This is a genomic window from uncultured Limimaricola sp. (assembly GCF_964022235.1).
Taxonomy (GTDB): Bacteria; Pseudomonadota; Alphaproteobacteria; order Rhodobacterales; family Rhodobacteraceae; genus Limimaricola.
Genome location: NZ_CAXHZL010000001.1, coordinates 73,086 through 90,046, shown reverse-complemented (window position 1 = coordinate 90,046; position 16,961 = coordinate 73,086). Strand labels below are relative to the sequence as shown.

Below are 16,961 nucleotides of genomic sequence, written 5' to 3'. Positions count from 1 at the left end.
AAAGCGCTGGCGGCACAGGGGCTGGCGCTGCGCTTTCGAGCGGGATAGACCGCGCGCTTGGCGGATTCCTTGACTAATTCCCCCGCCCCCCGCATGTAGCCCCGAAACCCCAAGGGACCCTCCGCATGGCCAGCAGATCCGAAACAGAGAAGCAGGGCTTCGTCCACAGCGTCTGGGAAACCGTCAAGACGGTGTTCTGGGCGCTGCTGATCGCGGGCATCTTTCGCACGCTGTTCTTCCAGCCCTTCTGGATTCCCTCGGGCTCGATGAAGGACACGCTGCTGATCGGCGACTTCCTCTTCGTCAACAAGATGGCTTACGGCTACTCCTACGCCTCCTGCCCCTCGGTGCGGCTGGCCTCTTTGGGTGTCGACATCTCGGCCGAGGACGTTTGCGGCTGGGCCAAGGGCGACAACGACCGGCTCTGGGGCGAGTATCCCACGCGCGGCGACGTTGTGGTGTTCCGCCATCCCGTGACCGGCGAGGATTTCATCAAGCGGGCCATCGGCCTGCCGGGCGACCGGCTGCAGGTGCGCGAGGGGCGGCTCTTCATCAATGACGAAGCGGTCGGACAGGAGCCCGCGGGCACCTTCACCGAAGTGATGGAGCGTCAGGGGCCGCAGGGCCTCCTGCCGCGCTGCCGCAACGGGGCGGTCGGCATGGGGGCGATTTGCGAAAAGACCCGCTACACCGAGACGCTGCCCAATGGGGTGAGCCACGACATCCTCGACATCGGCAACCAGTCGTCCGACAATACCGGTGTCTACACCGTTCCCGAGGGGCATCTGTTCTTCATGGGCGACAACCGCGACAATTCGACCGACAGCCGGGTGCCGCAGAACGCGCGCGGCGTGGGCTTCGTGCCCTTCGAGGATCTCGTGGGCCGGGCCGACCGGATCATGTTCTCCTCGGCGGGCCGCTCGATGCTGGCCTTCTGGACATGGCGGTCGGACCGCTTCTTCAAGGCGGTCGAGTGAAGCTTTCGGCCGAACTGCGCGCCTTCGCGGCACGGTTGGGTCACGAGTTCTCGCGGCCCGAGCTATTGTCGCGCGCCGTCACCCATGGCTCGATCTCCGGGCCGATGCGCGATGACAACCAGCGGCTCGAATTCCTCGGCGACCGGGTGCTTGGCCTCGTGATGGCCGAGGCGCTGCTCGACGCGGACCGCGGCGCCACCGAGGGCCAGATCGCGCCGCGCTTCAATGCGCTGGTGCGCCGCGAGACCTGCGCCGAGGTGGCCCGCGAGATCGAGATCGGCGCCGTGCTGCGGCTGGGCCGGTCCGAGATGAAATCGGGCGGGCGCCGCAAGGAGGCGCTGCTCGCCGACGCGATGGAGGCAGTGATCGCCGCCGTCTATCTCGACGCGGGCTTCGAGGCGGCGCGGGCCGTGGTGCGGGGCCTCTGGGGCGAGCGGATCAACCGCGTCGAGGACGACGCGCGCGACCCCAAGACCGCGCTTCAGGAATGGGCGCAGGCGCGAGGCGAGCCGCCGCCCGTCTATGCCGAAACCGGCCGCGAGGGCCCCGACCACGCGCCGGTCTTCACGATCGAAGTGACGCTGGCCTCGGGCGCGTCGCACAGCGCCACGGCCGGATCCAAGCGGCAGGCGGAACAGGCGGCTGCGGCCGCGCTACTGAAACAGGTGAGCGAATGAGCGAGCACGACGAGACGCCGAAAGGCGACGACACCCCGGGTGCCGCTCAGGGCGAGACCCCGGAAACGCAACAGGGTGACGCCGAAGCGCTGCACGAGGACGGCCTGCCCGGCGCGCCCATCGGCGGCGATCAGGACGGCGCGCAGGGGCCGACCCACGCGGGCTATGTCGCGCTGATCGGTGAGCCGAACGCGGGCAAGTCGACGCTCTTGAACCGCATGGTCGGAGCTAAGGTCTCGATCGTCACCCACAAGGTGCAGACCACCCGCGCCCGCATCCGCGGCGTCGCGATGGAGGACCGCACCCAGATCGTCTTCGTCGACACCCCGGGCCTGTTCCGGCCGCGCCGCAGGCTCGACCGTGCCATGGTTGCCGCCGCTTGGGGCGGGGTGGCCGACGCCGATGTTGTGGTGCTCCTGATCGAGGCGCATCGCGGCATCACCGAGGGCGTGAAGTCGATTCTGGGTTCGCTGACCGACCGCGTCGGTCGCACGCCGGTCGCGCTCGCCATCAACAAGATCGACAAGGTGAAGTCCGAGGCGCTGTTGCAGCTGACCCAAGACCTCAACACCGCGCATCCCTTCGTGAAGACCTTCATGATCTCGGCCGAGCGTGGCCATGGCTGCGCCGACCTCAAGGAATGGCTCGCCGAACAGATGCCGCAGAGCCCTTGGCTTTACCCCGAGGATCAGCTCGCCGATCTGCCGCTGCGGATGATCGCCGCCGAGATGACGCGCGAGAAGCTGACGCTCCGGCTTCATCAGGAGCTGCCCTACGAGCTCACCGTCGAAACCGAGAGCTGGCAGGAGCGCGACGACGGCTCGGCCCGCGTCGACCAGATCATCTATGTGGCCCGAGACGGCCACAAGGGCATCGTTCTGGGCAAGGCCGGCGAAACGGTGAAGTCCGTCTCCAAGGCCGCCCGCGAGGAGCTGTCGGAGTTCCTCGGGCGCAAGGTGCACCTGTTCCTGCAGGTGAAGGTGCGGCCCAACTGGCTCGAAGAGAAAGAGCGCTATTCCGAGATGGGTCTCGATTTCAAGGACGGCAATTCTTGAGCCGTCTTGCCGCTGGCATCTGGGTCTCGGCCTATCTGACGCGGCTCAGGCTTTCGGACATCCCCGCCTTCGTCACCGCCAAGGGTGACGAGACGGCGGGGGCGGTGCTGGTCAAGCTCAACACGCTCGACGGGCAGGCGCGGCTGTTCCAGCGCAGCCTCGATCTGATGACGGGCGCGCGGGTCTGGATCGTTCTGGCCGAGGGACCGGAGCCGGAGGTCGACGCGAGCATCGAAAAGCAGAAGCGCTTCGATCCCGACCTGTGGGTGATCGAGGTCGAGGACCGCGCCGGGCGGACGCTTCTGGACGAGCCAGGGTTGGTCGACTGATCGCATCTGCGGAGCGGCTTGGCCCCCTCCAAAGGCAGCGTCAGGCCGACCGCCAGCGGCAGTTCCAGACCGACTACCAGCGGCAGTTCTAGGCCGACCGCCAGCGGTAGTTCTAGGCCGACCGCCAGCGGTCGAGGATGTGCCGGGCCACCATCAGGTCGAGATGCGCGCCGCCGCCATTCTTGAACAGCGTGATCTCCTCCCTGCTCTCGCGCCTGAATGGTTCCGGCTCCGAAAATTCTGCGACCACATCCTCGCGCGTGATTGCGCCTGCTTGCAGCGGGATCTTCAATTCGCCGATGTGGTCGAGCGTGGTGGCCCGTGCATCCACGAAGATCCGCGCCCGTTGCAGCGCAAGGTCGTCGGCCTCGCGCATCTGGGGCGTGAAGGCCCCGATCAGGTCGACGTGCTGGCCGGGCCTGAGCCATTCGCCTCGGATCACCGGGGCCTTGGCCATGGTGGCACAGGTAATGATGTCGGCCCGGCGCACCGCCGCTTCCAGATCCCTGGCGATCTCCACATCCGGATGCCGGGCCTGCAACCGTTCGGCCCCTTCGACCGAACGATTCCAGACCGTGAAGCGCGCCTCGGGAAACGCCGCGCCGTAAGCCTCGCGCAGCGAGGCCGCCACATTGCCCGCGCCGACGATCAGGATCTCGCGGCTGTCGGGCTGTGCGAGCTTCATCGCGCCCAAGAGACTGTCGGCGGCGGTCTTCCACTTGGTTACGAGGTGAAAATCGACCACCGCCTCCAACGTCCCGTCTGTGTCCGACAGCAGGTTCATCGCGCCGTTGACGCTCGGCTTGTCGCGGTTGCCCGGAAAGATCGAGGCCACCTTCACGGCGATGCCCAGCCCCTCGATCCAGGCGGAGCGATTGAGCAGCGTGTCCTCGCCCCGGTAAAGAAAACTGTCGGTGACCTGCGCGGGCGGCAACTTGTGCCCTGCCTCGATCGCACGGGCCATGGCGATCCAGTCGAGCTTGGCCTCGGCCTCGAAGGGGACGATTTCGGTCATGCGGCCTCCGCCTCCGTGAGCAGCCCTTCGACCACCAGCCTCTCGGCCAGCCCGTCGGACCCGGTGAAGTGATGCACCTGCCAGCCGCGTGCCTGCGCCGCGGCAATGTTGTCTGCGCGGTCGTCGGTGAAGAGCAGGTTTTCAGGCGCCATACCTGTCCCCCGCTCAAGCGCCGCGTAGATCGGCGCCTCGGGCTTGGCCATGCGCAGGTGCCCCGAGACAAAGCGCGCGTCGAACTCGGCAAAGAACGGGTAATGCGCCTCGGCGATCGCAAAGGTCTCGACCCCGAAGTTCGACAGCGCGAAGACCGGCACGCCGCGCGCCCTGAGCGCCCGCAGCAGCCGCACCGAGCGCGGGATCGCGGGGCTGGCCATCTCGATCCAGCGGTCGTGCCAGAGCGCGATCTCGGACGCCCAGTCGGGATGCGCCTCGGCCAGCGCCATGACCTGCGGTCGAAACGGCTCGCCCAGATCGACGCGCTCGTTCATCGCATGCAGATCGACGGCGGCGAACATCTCGGCCCGACGCGCCGCCCCGATTTGCGCATCGAAGAACCTTTCGGGGTTCCACTCGATCAGCACGTTGCCGATGTCGAAGACGACCGCTTTGACGCTCATGACCCCGGCCCTTCGGTCTTGGCCTTTCGCAACGCCCGTTCCAGCGCATCGAGAAAACGCGAGCGGTCCGCCTTGGTATATCCCTTGCCGCCGCCCTGTCGGAACGGGTCGGCGGCACGCAGGTCGGCCATGAGATCGCGCGTCGCCAGCACGTTGCCGATGTTGGCCTGCGTCAGGAACTCACCATTGTGCTTGAGCACCTGCGCCCCGGCTTCCACGCATTTCGCAGCGAGCGGGATGTCGTTGGTGATCACCACGTCGCCCTTGATCGCCCGGTCGGCAATCCACATGTCGGCCACGTCCGGCCCCTCGGGGACGATGACGGTCTCCACGAAGGGGTTCTGCGAGGGGCGCAGCCCGCCGTTCGAGACGATGGCCACCTTGACCTTGTGGCGCGTGCCCACCGTCTCGCATTCGGACTTCACCGGGCAGGCATCGGCATCGACGTAGATCATGCCCAGAGCGCCGCCGCATGGAAGTCCACGTGATCCTCGATGAAGGAGGACACGAAGTAGTAGCTGTGATCATAGCCGCGCTGGAGCCGCAGCGTGCCGGGCTGGCGCCGCTCGGCCATGGCGCGGGCAAAATGTTCGGTCCCGAGCTTGTCACCGAACTGGTCGGCGGTGCCGGTGTCGATGAGGAGCGGCCCGTCAAAGCCGGTCTTGGTCATCAAGAGCGTCGCGTCGTGGCGCGCCCAAGCCGCCTCGTCCTCGCCGAGATAGGCGGTGAACTGGCGGCGGCCCCATTCGCTCTGAGTCGGGTGACAGATCGGCGCGAAGGCCGAGACGCTTCGGTATCGCCCCGGCAACCGCATCGCCATGGTCAGCGCGCCGTGCCCGCCCATCGAATGACCGGTGATCGCCTGCCGCGCCTCGTCGATGGCGAATTGCCCTTCGAGCAGCGCGGGCAGTTCCTCTGACACGTAATCCCACATCTGGTAGTGTTTGGCCCAAGGGTCCTGCGTGGCATTGAGGTAGAACCCCGCCCCTTGCCCCATGTCGAAATCCGCGTCGTCGGCCACGCCCTCGCCCCGCGGCGAGGTGTCGGGAAACACCAACGCGATGCCCTGCTCGGCGGCCCAGCGCTGCGCGCCCGACTTGGTCATCGCGTTCTCATGGGTGCAGGTCAGGCCCGACAGGAACCACAGCACCGGCACCGGCCCCTCCTGCGCCTCGACGGGCAGGAACAGCCCGAAGGTCATCTCGGTGCCGGTGGCCTCGCTGGCATGCGAATAGACCCCCTGCACGCCGCCGAAACAGGTGTTTTCGCTTATTGTCTTCATGTCGTCTCCGTATCCGCCGAGATCACGGTAAGGATCTCTCCGAGCGGTTTCTTGATTTTGGCCGCGGCCGGAACGGTCGCCTCCGGGGCGGGGTGTCCCACGGCAAGGATCATCAGCGGCTTTTCCGCCACCGGGCGATCGCACAGTTCGGTAAGGAACTTCATCGGGTTCGGCGTATGGGTGAGCACCGACAGCCCCGACAGGTGCAGTGCCCCGATCAGAAAGCCGGTGGCGAGACCGACGCTTTCGGGCACGTAGTAATGCTTGTACCGCGAGCCGTCCTCCCGCGTGCCCCAGCGCTGCGCGAACACCACGATCAGCCACGGCGCGACCTCCAGATGCGGCTTGGAGGCGCCGGTGCCGATCGGCTCGAGCGCCGCGATCCATTCATCCGGCGCGCCACCCCCGTAGAAGGCGACTTCCTCCTCCTCGGCGGCGGCACGAATGCGCGTCTTCATGGCAGGGTCCGAGATCGCCACAAAGTGCCAAGGCTGCTGGTTGGCGCCCGATGGCGCCCGCCCGGCGGTGGCGATCGCGGTCTCGATCACCGCGCGCGGCACGGGCCGGTCGGAAAACTCGCGCACCGTGTGGCGTGTCAGCATCGCGTCGTGATGCGCCCGCGCGGCGGCTTCCATCTCGGCATCGTCCATCTGCGGGCGAAGCGGCAGGGGTGAAGGGGTGTAGCCCGTCGACTTGATCCTCATCCTGCCCTCCCCTCTGCGAATAGGCAGTCTCTCCGCTGCCGCCGCGAGGTGCAACCCGCCACGACCGCCGCATCAGCCGCCGCCGATCAGCACCCCCGCCGCGAAGACCAATGCGCCCCCCAGCACCACCTGAAAGGTCGCGCGTAGAAAGGGCGTTTCCATATAGCGGCTCTGGATCCAGGCGATGGCCCAAAGCTCGACGAAAACGACGATGATGGCGGTGATCGTCGCCGCCCAGAAATGCGGGATCAGATAGGGCAACGCATGGCCGAGGCCGCCCACGGTGGTCATCACCCCCGTGGCAATGCCGCGCTTGACCGGCGAGCCGCGCCCCGAGAGCTGCCCGTCGTCAGAGGCGGCCTCGGTGAAGCCCATGGAGATGCCCGCGCCGACGCTGGCCGCCAGACCCACGAGAAAGGTCGTATGCGTGTCCTGCGTCGCAAAGGCGGTGGCGAAGATCGGCGCCAGCGTCGAAACCGAGCCATCCATCAGCCCGGCCAGCCCCGGCTGCACATAGGTCAGCAGGAACTGCCGCCGCGCCGCATGGTCCTCGCCCTCGCGGGCCTCGTCGTGAAGATGCTCGTCCTCGAGCGCCTGCGCCGTGCCCTGATGGCTGGCTTCGGCGGCGGCGAGATCGCCCAGAAGCCTGCGCGTCGCGGCATCGCTCGCATGGGCGGCGGCACGGGCATAGAAGGCCCCCGCCTCGCGCTCCATCTCGGAGGCCTGCGCGCGGATCGTTTCGAGCCCCAGATTTTCGACCAGCCAGACGGGACGTCGCGTGTGAAACCCGGCCACGTGCTCGCGGCGCAACAGCGGGATCACCTCGCCAAAGCGGTCGCGGTGCAACGCGATCAACTGGCGGCGATGCTCGTCCTCCTCGCGCGCCATGCCATCGAACACCGCCGCGGAGGCCGGGAAACCGGCGCGCAGGCGTTCGGCATAGAGCCGGTAGATCTGCGCGTCGTCCTCCTCGGAGGAGATGGCCAGGGCAAGGATCTCCTGCTCGCTGAGATCGTTGAACCTGCGACGGGAGGAGAATCCGGGAATCATGGCGCCACCCCTTTTTAGAACGATTCCAATCTACGGGCTTTGTGCCCTGCCGCAACCCTGTCCTGTCGCTTCGCTGGCGGTACCACGCACAGCGCGCTAGACTCCATGGAATCCGCAGGAGATCAGATGACCGCCCAGATCACCCAGATCCGCAAGGGTCGCAAATACGAGCAGGTGCTTCAGGGCGCACGCGAGGTCTTCATGGGCGAGGGATTCGAAGGCGCGAGCGTCGACGACATCGCCCGTGCGGCAGGCGTGTCCAAGGCGACGCTCTACAGCTACTTTCCCGACAAGCGGCTGCTGTTTCTCGAAGTGACGCGCACCGAATGCACGGCGCAGGCCGGGGCGGCCCTCTCGGAGATCAACACCGCGCGCCCGGTGGCCGAAGTGCTGCGCGAAACGGCGGAGCGGATGATCGCCTTTTACACCTCGGATTTCGGGCTGCGGATCTTTCGGGTCTTCATAGCCGAGAGCGCGCGGTTTCCCGACATTGGCCGTGCCTTCTACAGCACTGGCCCACAGATGGCGCGCGACTACCTCGTCAATTATTTCGAGCAGGCCGTGGCTCGCGGCGAGCTTGTCATCGACGACCTGCCGCTTGCGGCGGACCAGTTCCACGAGCTGTGCCGCGCCGATCTGTTCTACCGGGCGATCCTCAACGTCACCGACAGCTTCACACCCGAGGAATGCGCCCGCGTGGCGCGCGGTGCTGTCGAGACCTTCCTTGCCCGCTATGGCACCTAGTCCTTGCGCCGCACCTGAAGCTGATTGCCCTGCTTGCGGGTCTCGAAGCGCTTGAGATCCTGCACGAGGTCCGACAGCTTGCGCTTGCCATAGCTGCGCACGTCGAAATCGGGGTTGTCGGCGGTGATGTACTGGCCAAGTGGCCCCAGCGGATACCACTCGTCGTCGTCCTGCTCGATCTTGTCCATCGCGCGCAGGATAAGCGGCACCGCCTCGAGCGGGGGCTTCTTGCCCGAAGGGGCGGCGGGGGCCTCTCCCTCGACCTGAGGCTGGTCCGGCTTGGGGGCGGCCACCGGCTCATCCATGATGTTCTCGATCATCACGAAGCGGTTGCAGACGTTGCGCAGGCTTTCGGGGGCCTTGGCCTCGCCGATGCCGATCACGTCGAGCCCCTGCTCGCGGATGCGATTGGCGAGCGCGGTGAAGTCGCTGTCCGACGACACCAGCACGAAGCCGTCGAAGCGGCCGGTGTGCAGGATGTCCATCGCGTCGATCACCAGACCGATATCCGAGGCGTTCTTGCCCTTGGTGTTCGCGGTCTCCTGATGCGCGACGAGGCCCAGAGCCCGCACATTGTCGGCCCAGCCGCGCAGCCGCTCGGCGGACCAGTCGCCATAGACGCGACGCAGGGCGGGTTCACCGAAGGAGGTGATCTCCTTGAGAATCGGCTTGGCGAACCGCGCCGGGATGTTGTCGGCGTCGATCAGCACGGCATAGAGCGGACGGGTCTCGGGCATATCGGGCCTCCTGTAGCGGGTCTCCCCGCCTGTCGCTCCCCCGGGGCTCGGCGTCAAGCCGGACCCCGGGGGAGCAGGGATCAGTAGACCACGACCGAGCGGATGCTCTCGCCCGCGTGCATCAGATCGAAGCCCTTGTTGATCTCGTCGAGCTTGAGCTTGTGGGTGATCATCGGATCGATCTCGATCTTGCCCTCCATGTACCAGTCGACGATCTTGGGCACGTCCGTCCGACCGCGCGCGCCGCCAAAGGCCGTGCCCTTCCAGGTGCGCCCGGTGACGAGCTGGAACGGACGGGTCGAGATCTCGGCCCCGGCGGGGGCCACGCCGATCACCACCGACACGCCCCAGCCGCGATGCGCCGATTCCAGCGCCTGCCGCATCACCGTGACGTTGCCGGTGCAATCGAAGGTGTAGTCGGCCCCGCCGATCAGGTCGCCGCGCCGCTTGGTCATGTTGACGATATGCGCGACGATGTCGCCGTCGATCTCGGTGGGGTTCACGAAATGGGTCATGCCGAAGCGCTCGCCCCATTCCTTGCGGTCGTTGTTGATGTCGACGCCGATGATCATGTCGGCACCCGCAAGCCTGAGCCCCTGAAGCACATTGAGGCCGATGCCACCGAGGCCGAAGACCACGGCGGTGGAGCCGATCTCGACCTGAGCGGTGTTGATCACCGCGCCGACCCCGGTGGTGACGCCGCAGCCGATGTAGCAGATCTTGTCGAAGGGCGCGTCCTCGCGCACCTTGGCCAGCGCGATCTCTGGGAGCACCGTGTGGTTGGCGAAGGTCGAGCAGCCCATGTAGTGCAGGATCGGATCGCCATCGAGCGTCGAAAAGCGCGATGTGCCATCGGGCATCAGGCCCTGACCTTGGGTCGAGCGGATCGAGGTGCACAGGTTGGTCTTCTGGCTGAGACACGACGGGCACTGGCGGCATTCGGGCGTATAGAGCGGAATGACGTGGTCACCGGGCTTGAGCGAGGTGACGCCGGCGCCGACCTCGACCACCACTCCCGCGCCCTCGTGGCCGAGAATGGCGGGAAACATCCCCTCGGGGTCCGCGCCCGACAGGGTGAACTCATCGGTGTGGCAAATGCCGGTGGCCTTGATCTCGACCAGGACCTCGCCGGCCTTCGGCCCTTCGAGGTTGACCTCCATGATTTCGAGCGGCTTTCCGGCCTGGACGGCGACGGCGGCACGTGTGCGCATGGGATGATCTCCGTGATGGGGGACGCCGGGGGGCGGCGCGCGTTGGCGCGCAGGGTCGCGGAAACCGGGCCCGAGATCAATGGCGCAGCCTCTTGTGCAGGGTTGCACGACAGGTCAGGGTTTGCCCTATGCGATACCTGATCCTGCCCCTCCTGCTCGCCGCCTGCGCGCCCCTGCCGCAGCCCCCCGGCCCCGCACCTGCACCAGCGCCTGCCTCCGCCGATCCGGGCCGATGCGGCGCAGCCGAACGGCAGCGCCTCGTCGGCGCGCCCGCCACCGCGCTGGAGCGCGAGCTGATTCTGGGCCAGGTGCGGGTGATCCGGCCAAACAGCATGGTGACGATGGATTACCGCGAGGATCGCATCAATTTCGAGATCGACGCCCTGGAGCGGATCGCGCGGGTCTACTGCGGCTGATCCCGCAGGATCATAGCAGGGTCGAAGCCGGGTCGGCCCCCGTGGCTTGAACGCAATCCGGCCCGGACGCGGTCAAGCCGCGCCCGGGCCGTAGAAATTTGCGAACAGGCCCCGCCCCGCCGTGGATCAGGTGGGGGCTTTTATCACCGCGAGGGGGCGAGTTGCCTGCCGCTGACCCTCTTGTGACAGCGAGTCGCGGCACGGATGCGGTGCGGCGCGGCCAATGCGGCGACGTTTTCGCGGCATTCGCGTGGCGCACCCGGAGGTGATACCCGTCAGGCTTGAAATGCCGCGCCGCGCGCGTAACTCTAAAGACATGACGCTTCAGCCCCCCACGCCGTTTCCGGGCCGCCTTCCCGAGCAGGTCGCCTTTCACCGGACCGAGCTGGGGCCGATCCTGTCGGTCTACGGGCGCATGGTCGCCGCGGGCGAATGGCGCGATTACGCGATCTCTTCCTTGCGCGAACTGGCTGTCTTCTCGGTGTTTCGTCGCACCGCCGAAACGCCGCTCTACCGCATCGAAAAACGCCCCAAACTACGCCAGCGGCAGGGGCAGTTTTCGGTGATCGGCCCCGAGGGGCAGGTGCTGCGGCGAGGCGACGACCTTGCCCAAGTGCTCAAGGTCTTCGAGGCGCGGCGTTTCCGGGTGATCGAATAGCCCTCAGAGCCTGCGGCGATGCGTCACCGGTCCTCCGCCCTGCGCCTCGATCCTGAGCGCGGCCTTTCGCTCATCCTCATAGGTCACGGCCATCGCATGGCCATTGGCGTGGATGATCGTCTCGGGATCGACCAGCATCGCTACATGTCCCTTCCAGAACCACAGATCGCCGCGCTGTGGGGTATCATCGCCCACGTCGCGGCCCAGCGTCTGTTGCAGATCGCTGTCGCCCGGACAGGGCACGCCGCAGGCCAGCAGCGCCGCCTGCACCAGCCCCGAACAATCGATGCCCATGCGCGAGTTGCCGCCCCATAGATAGGGCGTGCCGAAGAACATCTGCGCCACCGTCACCGGGTCCGAGAACGGTCGGTCGATCTCGCGCAGGTGCTTCTTGGGGATGAAACCTTCGGGCGTTTCGAACAAGGTCTTCAGCTCGTGCAGCACGGTGATCCGGCTACCGAAGGACAGATGCGCGCGATCGGGCGACTTGATGTCGGCCTCGGCATAGAGATGCGTGGCCGGGGTGGCGACGATATGGGTGGCGGCCCGAGGCGCGCCCAAAGCCTCGGCCTCGATATAGCCGCAATAGCCGTCACGCGCGGCGCGCACGAAACCCCAGCCTTCATACGTCTCGAACAACTCCACCGCCTCGCCCGCCAGAAGCTGCCGCTCGCGCGCGCCATCCGGAGCGGCGAGCAGATCGACGACCGGCCGCAACACCCGCGCGCCCTGCCCCGGCACGAAGCGGTCGGCCGCGACCTTGCCCGCCAGTTCCAATGCGGCGACGCGCCCGTTGGCGGGGGTCAGGCGGCGGTCCATCGCGGTCATTCCAGCCCCAGCAGATCGGGCATCGCCTCCAGCAGCGCCCGGGCGCCCATGCCAACACCCCCCTTGGGGCGTGCCGGGGCGGGCCGGGGGTTCCAGCCATAGATGTCGAAATGCGCGTAGCGCGTGCCTTCGGCAAAGCGGCGCAGGAACAATGCGGCGGTGATCGAGCCCGCCATGCCGCCAGAAGGCGCGTTGTCGAGATCGGCAATGCCCGGCTCGATCATCGGCTCGTAGGGGTCGTGGAACGGCATCCGCCAGACCGGGTCGGCCACCCGTGCGGCCGCCGCCGAGATCGCCGCCGCGTCGGCGTCGGCATCGGTGTAGAACGGTGCGAGATCGGGGCCCACCGCCACCCGCGCCGCCCCGGTGAGGGTCGCCATGGAGATCATCAGGTCGGGGTGATCCTCGGCCCCCAGCGTCAGCGCATCGGCCAGCACCAGCCGCCCTTCGGCGTCGGTGTTGTTGTTCTCGACCGTGAGACCCTTGCGGGAGGCGAGGATATCGCCGGGGCGGAAGGCATTGGCCGAGACCGAATTCTCCACCGCCGGGATCAGCACCCGCAGCCGGATCCTGAGCCCCAGCGCCATGATCATCTGCGCCAGACCGAGAACGGTCGCCGCCCCGCCCATGTCCTTTTTCATCAGCCCCATCGAGGCGCCGGGCTTGAGGTTCAGACCCCCGGTGTCGAAACACACGCCCTTGCCCACCAGCGTCAGCGATGGGCCCTGATCGCCCCAGCGCAGGTCGATCAGCCGCGGCGCGCGGTCGGCGGCAGCGGCGCGGCCCACGGTATGGATCAGCGGCAAGTTGCCCGTCAGAAGCTCTTCGCCCGTGGTCACCGTCATGCCCGCGCCAAACCGCGCCGCCAGATCGGCGGCGGCGGCCTCGAGATCGGCAGGGCCCATGTCGGAGGCGGGGGTGTTTATGAGGTCGCGGGTCAGCGCCTCGCCCGCCGCGATGATGCGGATACGCTCGACATCGACGCCGCCGGGGGCAACCAGCTGTGCCTTGGCCGCGCCTTGGCTGGCATAGCGATCGAAGCGGTAGCTCTCCAAAAGCCAGCCCAGCGCCGTCTCGCGCGCGAGATCGGGGTCCGTGGCGGGATCGAGGGCATAGATGCCTTCGGGAAGTTTCGAGGCGGCGGAGGCCGCGATGAAACGACCCCGCGCGCGGGCCTTGTCGTCGCCAAGACCCACCAGCGCGCCCCAGAGACCACCCGACGCGTCGGGCAGGGCCAACACCGCCCCCGGCCCGGCCTTGAACCCCTGTGCCTGCGCCCAAGCCTGTGCCACGGGCGGCAGATCGCCCAAGGCGGCCTCCAGCCCGTCGGGTGCCACGAGGCGCAGCGTCAGGGCATCGGTGCGGGGGGCGGCGAAATCGGGTGTCGGCATGATCGGGGCTCCTCGGGGTGCGCGGGGACCGCGCAGTGTCGGCGCAGTATCGGGGGCGAGACTAGCCCCCGCCGCCGCCGCCGCAACCCGGATCGCGCGTCAGCCCGAGCGTCTGAGCGCGCTCAGGGCCCCCGCACCGCAACGCCCCAGCCGCGCCACCGTCGCCCCCAGCGCCGCCGCATCGCCCCGCTCGGCGCAATCCTCGACACTGGCCGCGACGCGCGCCATTTCCGACAGGCCAAGCCGCGCGGCAAGACGGCGCAGGCCGCGCGCATCGGCGCGCAGCCGGCCAAAGGCACAGCCCGAAAGATGCGCCTCGATTCGGGTCAGGCGAGACAACAGCTCGGCCGAAGGCGGCACGCCGCGCCGATGCGCCGCCCCCAGCGCGGTCAACAGGCGAGCCCGCAGCAGCGCCTCGGCGGGCGGCTCGGGGAGCGGCATCATCGGCACGAGAGGGCGCGGGGCGGGGCGTGTATCGACAAGGTTCATGAGCGCAGCCTAGGCTGCAATGCGTTCCGAAACCGTTGCGTCAGAGCCGAGATATGTCTCGAATCTTGTTGCAATTCCGCTTATCTGCGGCGGGACGACGCATGGAGAACCGCATGACCATCGCCAGACCCCTCCCCGACTACCTCGTGAAGCGCTATCATGGCTGGAAAGCCACCACCTATTCCGACAACAGCAGCTGGTATCGCAAGCTTGCCGACGACGGCCAGCATCCGCGCGCCATGGTGATCTCGTGCTGTGACAGCCGGGTGCATGTCACCTCGATCTTCGGTGCCGATTCGGGTGAGTTCTTCATTCATCGCAACGTCGCCAATCTCGTGCCGCCCTATGCCCCCGACGGCAATCAGCACGGCACCTCGGCGGCCGTGGAATACGCGGTGACCGCGCTCAAGGTGCCGCACATCATCGTGCTGGGCCATTCGGGTTGCGGCGGCGTCAAAGGCTGCTACGACATGTGTTCGGGCGATGCGCCGGAGCTTGAGGAGAAGTCGAGCTTCGTGGGCCGCTGGATGGACATGCTGCGTCCCGGCTTCGAGCGGCTGCCCGAGGGCACGCCTGCGGAGCGGGTCGCGGTGCTCGAAAAGCAGGCGGTGCTGATCTCGCTCGAAAACCTGATGACCTTCCCCTTCGTGAAGGCGGCGGTCGAAGGCGGCACGCTGACGCTGCATGGGCTGTGGAACGACATCGGCGGCGGCGGGCTCGACGGCTACGATCCCGATCAGGACCGCTTCGTTCCGCTCTGATCGCGTCGCCGCGTGGCCCGGAACACCGGCTGCGCGGCAAAGATCACCAGCATGATCCGCACGAGGTGCAAGACCGAGACATAGGCCACGTCTTGGCCCATCGCGAGCGCCAGCAGGCTCATTTCGGTGAGCCCGCCAGGCGAATAGCCCAGAAAGCTCAGCGACAGCGGCAGGCCGGTGATCGCGGTAAGGGCCGAGGCAAAGATCACGGCCACCGCGATCATCGCCACCGATGACAGCGCGCCAAGCGATAGGTCGCGCCCGATCTGCGCCGCGCTCACCCCGATGAAGCGACAGCCGATCACCGTGCCGATCACCACCTGCGCCACGATGATGAGAAAGCTCGGCGGCGCCACCGAGACCAGCCCCGCGAGGTGCAGCGCGCCGCTGAGCAGCATCGGCCCGGTGATCTGCGGCGCGGGCAGGCGCAGCGCCTTGCCCATGGGCACGCCCGCAACCGCCGCCGCCCCCAGAAGCAGCCAGTCGAGCCCGGTGAGCGCGGAAGCCGCGGTGCCGCGCGCCACATCGCCCGAGTTCACGTCGAGCGCATAGCCGTAGAACAGCACCACGAAGAGGATCACCAGAAGCACCCGCGCCGCGTGGGCCAACGCAATGCGCTTTTCGTTGCCACCGGCGGCCCCGCCCAAAATCAGCATGTCGTTGAGCCCGCCGGGCATGGCCGAGAAGAACGCGGTGACCGGGTCATACCGCCCGATCCGGCGGTAGATGGCATAGGACACAAGCGCCGTCAGCCCGAGGAACGGCAGCAAAAGCGCGAAGCTCGCGGCATAGCGCGAGGCCGCGCCGAACATCTCGGGTCGCATCGCCGAGCCGAGCATGACGCCGATCACCGGGATCACCAGCGGGCGCAGCCGGTCCGGCCCGCGCACCGGCAGGGCCAGAACCGCGGCCAGCGTGTTGCCGATCATCGGCCCGAGCATCCACGGCAGCGGCATGCCCGCGACGCTGGCAATCCAACCCGACAGCGCGCCGATGGCCAGCGCGAAGACGGCGCGGCGCCCCGGCACGAGGCCGCGCAAATACATGACGACATCATTCATACCGCCTGCTTAGCGTCACACCCGTCCGAGGTGTAGAGGGGTCAGCGCCGCAACTGCCGCTGCCTCTCGGCATAGCGCGCCCGATCTGCATCGCTGCGCTCATCGATGCAGCCGGGGCAGGAGATGCCTTCGACATAGGCCGCGTCCCGCATCGCCTCGGGCGAGACCGGCATCCGGCAGGCGCGGCACAACGTATGCGTGCCTTGCGAGAGGCCATGGCCCACCGAGACGCGCTCATCGAAGACAAAGCATTCGCCGCGCCACAGGCTCTGCTCCTGCGGCACCTCTTCGAGGTACTTCAGGATACCGCCCTTGAGGTGGAACACGTCGTCCACGCCCTGTGCCTTGAGGAACGAAGTCGATTTCTCGCAGCGGATGCCGCCGGTGCAGAACATGGCGATGCGCTTGCCCGCGAGGGCCTCGCGGTTGGCCTCCCACCAATCGGGAAACTCGCGAAAGCTCTCAGTCTGCGGGTCCACGGCACCTTCGAAGCTGCCCACCGCAACCTCGTAGCCGTTGCGCGTGTCGATCACCGCGACATCGGGGGCGGTGATCAGCGCGTTCCACTCGGTGGCGTCGACATGGGTGCCGACCTGCCCCAGCGGGTCGACGCCCGGCTGGCCCATGGTGACGATCTCGCGCTTGAGCCGGACCTTCAGCCGACGAAAGGGGGCCGCTCCGGCGCCGCTTTCCTTCCACTCCAACCCGGCGAATCCCGGCCAGCCGCGCAGATGCGCGATCAGGTCGAGGATCGCGTTGCGGTCGGGCGCGGCGACGGTGCCGTTGATCCCCTCGTGCGCGAGGATCAGCGTGCCCAGGATGCCGCGTTCGGCGCAGAAGTCATGGAGCGCGGCGCGACGCGCGTCGGCATCCGCGAGCGGGGCGAAATGATACAGGGCGGCGACGGTGAACATGGCGCGAGGGCTTAGGCCGCCCGCAGGTCAGGCGCAAGACGCCCG

Annotated in this window: 21 protein-coding genes; 8 read left to right on the top strand and 13 right to left on the bottom strand. The window is 67.6% G+C overall.

Annotation, left to right across the window (positions count from 1 at the left end; all coding sequences use genetic code 11):
- The first annotated feature begins 125 nt into the window (after positions 1 to 125).
- The 4 genes from lepB to AADJ02_RS00455 are packed head-to-tail and all read left to right on the top strand — an operon-like array spanning position 126 to position 3,038.
- On the top strand, positions 126 to 977 hold the full coding sequence (lepB, locus tag AADJ02_RS00470; protein WP_341211036.1) for a signal peptidase I: 852 nt from the start codon (positions 126 to 128) through the stop codon (positions 975 to 977).
- On the top strand, positions 974 to 1,654 hold the full coding sequence (gene rnc / locus AADJ02_RS00465) for a ribonuclease III (protein ID WP_341211035.1): 681 nt from the start codon (positions 974 to 976) through the stop codon (positions 1,652 to 1,654). Before lepB ends, rnc begins: the two co-directional genes overlap by 4 nt.
- Positions 1,651 to 2,709: a GTPase Era gene (era, locus tag AADJ02_RS00460; protein ID WP_341211034.1), complete on the top strand. Its 1,059-nt coding sequence runs from the start codon at positions 1,651 to 1,653 to the stop codon at positions 2,707 to 2,709. Before rnc ends, era begins: the two co-directional genes overlap by 4 nt.
- The gene (locus AADJ02_RS00455; RefSeq protein ID WP_341211033.1) at positions 2,706 to 3,038 is read left to right on the top strand and encodes a DUF1491 family protein; all 333 of its coding nucleotides are present in this window, start codon (positions 2,706 to 2,708) and stop codon (positions 3,036 to 3,038) included. The genes era and AADJ02_RS00455 overlap by 4 nt, the downstream gene beginning before the upstream one ends.
- 112 nt (positions 3,039 to 3,150) lie before the next feature.
- Here the strand turns inward: AADJ02_RS00455 and AADJ02_RS00450 are convergent, their stop codons facing one another.
- The 6 genes from AADJ02_RS00450 to mbfA all read right to left on the bottom strand — a co-directional run bounded on the left by AADJ02_RS00450 (position 3,151) and on the right by mbfA (position 7,706).
- Positions 3,151 to 4,053: an ornithine cyclodeaminase gene (locus tag AADJ02_RS00450; protein ID WP_341211032.1), complete on the bottom strand. Its 903-nt coding sequence runs from the start codon at positions 4,051 to 4,053 to the stop codon at positions 3,151 to 3,153.
- Entirely contained in the window at positions 4,050 to 4,670 is a 621-nt protein-coding gene (locus AADJ02_RS00445; RefSeq protein ID WP_341211031.1) for an HAD family phosphatase, read from the bottom strand. Before AADJ02_RS00445 ends, AADJ02_RS00450 begins: the two co-directional genes overlap by 4 nt.
- Positions 4,667 to 5,125: a YaiI/YqxD family protein gene (locus tag AADJ02_RS00440; RefSeq protein WP_341211030.1), complete on the bottom strand. Its 459-nt coding sequence runs from the start codon at positions 5,123 to 5,125 to the stop codon at positions 4,667 to 4,669. Before AADJ02_RS00440 ends, AADJ02_RS00445 begins: the two co-directional genes overlap by 4 nt.
- On the bottom strand, positions 5,122 to 5,952 hold the full coding sequence (gene fghA, locus AADJ02_RS00435; protein WP_341211029.1) for an S-formylglutathione hydrolase: 831 nt from the start codon (positions 5,950 to 5,952) through the stop codon (positions 5,122 to 5,124). The genes AADJ02_RS00440 and fghA overlap by 4 nt, the downstream gene beginning before the upstream one ends.
- On the bottom strand, positions 5,949 to 6,656 hold the full coding sequence (locus AADJ02_RS00430; protein WP_341211028.1) for a nitroreductase family protein: 708 nt from the start codon (positions 6,654 to 6,656) through the stop codon (positions 5,949 to 5,951). Before AADJ02_RS00430 ends, fghA begins: the two co-directional genes overlap by 4 nt.
- A 72-nt stretch (positions 6,657 to 6,728) precedes the next feature.
- Positions 6,729 to 7,706, bottom strand: coding sequence for an iron exporter MbfA (mbfA, locus tag AADJ02_RS00425; protein WP_341211027.1), 978 nt, complete (start codon positions 7,704 to 7,706; stop codon positions 6,729 to 6,731).
- A gap of 126 nt (positions 7,707 to 7,832) precedes the next feature.
- Here mbfA and AADJ02_RS00420 point away from each other — a divergent pair, with 126 nt between their 5' ends.
- The gene (locus tag AADJ02_RS00420) at positions 7,833 to 8,450 is read left to right on the top strand and encodes a TetR/AcrR family transcriptional regulator (protein WP_341211026.1); all 618 of its coding nucleotides are present in this window, start codon (positions 7,833 to 7,835) and stop codon (positions 8,448 to 8,450) included.
- Here the strand turns inward: AADJ02_RS00420 and AADJ02_RS00415 are convergent.
- Complete coding sequence (locus AADJ02_RS00415; protein WP_341211025.1) at positions 8,447 to 9,187, bottom strand: NYN domain-containing protein; 741 nt, start codon at positions 9,185 to 9,187, stop codon at positions 8,447 to 8,449. The two genes, AADJ02_RS00420 and AADJ02_RS00415, sit on opposite strands and share 4 nt — an antisense overlap.
- An 80-nt stretch (positions 9,188 to 9,267) precedes the next feature.
- The gene (locus AADJ02_RS00410) at positions 9,268 to 10,398 is read right to left on the bottom strand and encodes an S-(hydroxymethyl)glutathione dehydrogenase/class III alcohol dehydrogenase (RefSeq protein ID WP_341211024.1); all 1,131 of its coding nucleotides are present in this window, start codon (positions 10,396 to 10,398) and stop codon (positions 9,268 to 9,270) included.
- Positions 10,399 to 10,526: 128 nt separating this feature from the next.
- On the opposite strand from AADJ02_RS00410, the gene AADJ02_RS00405 reads away from it, so the two are divergent.
- The gene (locus AADJ02_RS00405) at positions 10,527 to 10,814 is read left to right on the top strand and encodes an I78 family peptidase inhibitor (RefSeq protein WP_341211023.1); all 288 of its coding nucleotides are present in this window, start codon (positions 10,527 to 10,529) and stop codon (positions 10,812 to 10,814) included.
- Between the two features lie 316 nt (positions 10,815 to 11,130).
- Entirely contained in the window at positions 11,131 to 11,472 is a 342-nt protein-coding gene (locus tag AADJ02_RS00400) for a DUF2794 domain-containing protein (RefSeq protein ID WP_341211022.1), read from the top strand.
- Between the two features lie 3 nt (positions 11,473 to 11,475).
- Here AADJ02_RS00400 and AADJ02_RS00395 read toward each other — a convergent pair whose 3' ends face one another.
- The 3 genes from AADJ02_RS00395 to AADJ02_RS00385 all read right to left on the bottom strand — a co-directional run bounded on the left by AADJ02_RS00395 (position 11,476) and on the right by AADJ02_RS00385 (position 14,180).
- Entirely contained in the window at positions 11,476 to 12,291 is an 816-nt protein-coding gene (locus tag AADJ02_RS00395; protein ID WP_341211395.1) for an NlpC/P60 family protein, read from the bottom strand.
- Between the two features lie 5 nt (positions 12,292 to 12,296).
- Positions 12,297 to 13,691: a leucyl aminopeptidase family protein gene (locus AADJ02_RS00390; RefSeq protein ID WP_341211021.1), complete on the bottom strand. Its 1,395-nt coding sequence runs from the start codon at positions 13,689 to 13,691 to the stop codon at positions 12,297 to 12,299.
- Between the two features lie 99 nt (positions 13,692 to 13,790).
- The gene (locus tag AADJ02_RS00385; protein WP_341211020.1) at positions 13,791 to 14,180 is read right to left on the bottom strand and encodes a hypothetical protein; all 390 of its coding nucleotides are present in this window, start codon (positions 14,178 to 14,180) and stop codon (positions 13,791 to 13,793) included.
- Between the two features lie 113 nt (positions 14,181 to 14,293).
- On the opposite strand from AADJ02_RS00385, the gene AADJ02_RS00380 reads away from it, so the two are divergent.
- Positions 14,294 to 14,941, top strand: coding sequence for a carbonic anhydrase (locus tag AADJ02_RS00380; protein WP_341211019.1), 648 nt, complete (start codon positions 14,294 to 14,296; stop codon positions 14,939 to 14,941).
- Here the strand turns inward: AADJ02_RS00380 and AADJ02_RS00375 are convergent.
- Complete coding sequence (locus AADJ02_RS00375; RefSeq protein ID WP_341211018.1) at positions 14,917 to 16,002, bottom strand: AbrB family transcriptional regulator; 1,086 nt, start codon at positions 16,000 to 16,002, stop codon at positions 14,917 to 14,919. The genes AADJ02_RS00380 and AADJ02_RS00375 overlap by 25 nt on opposite strands.
- A 41-nt stretch (positions 16,003 to 16,043) precedes the next feature.
- Entirely contained in the window at positions 16,044 to 16,916 is an 873-nt protein-coding gene (locus AADJ02_RS00370) for a rhodanese-related sulfurtransferase (RefSeq protein ID WP_341211017.1), read from the bottom strand.
- Between the last annotated feature and the right edge of the window lie 45 nt (positions 16,917 to 16,961).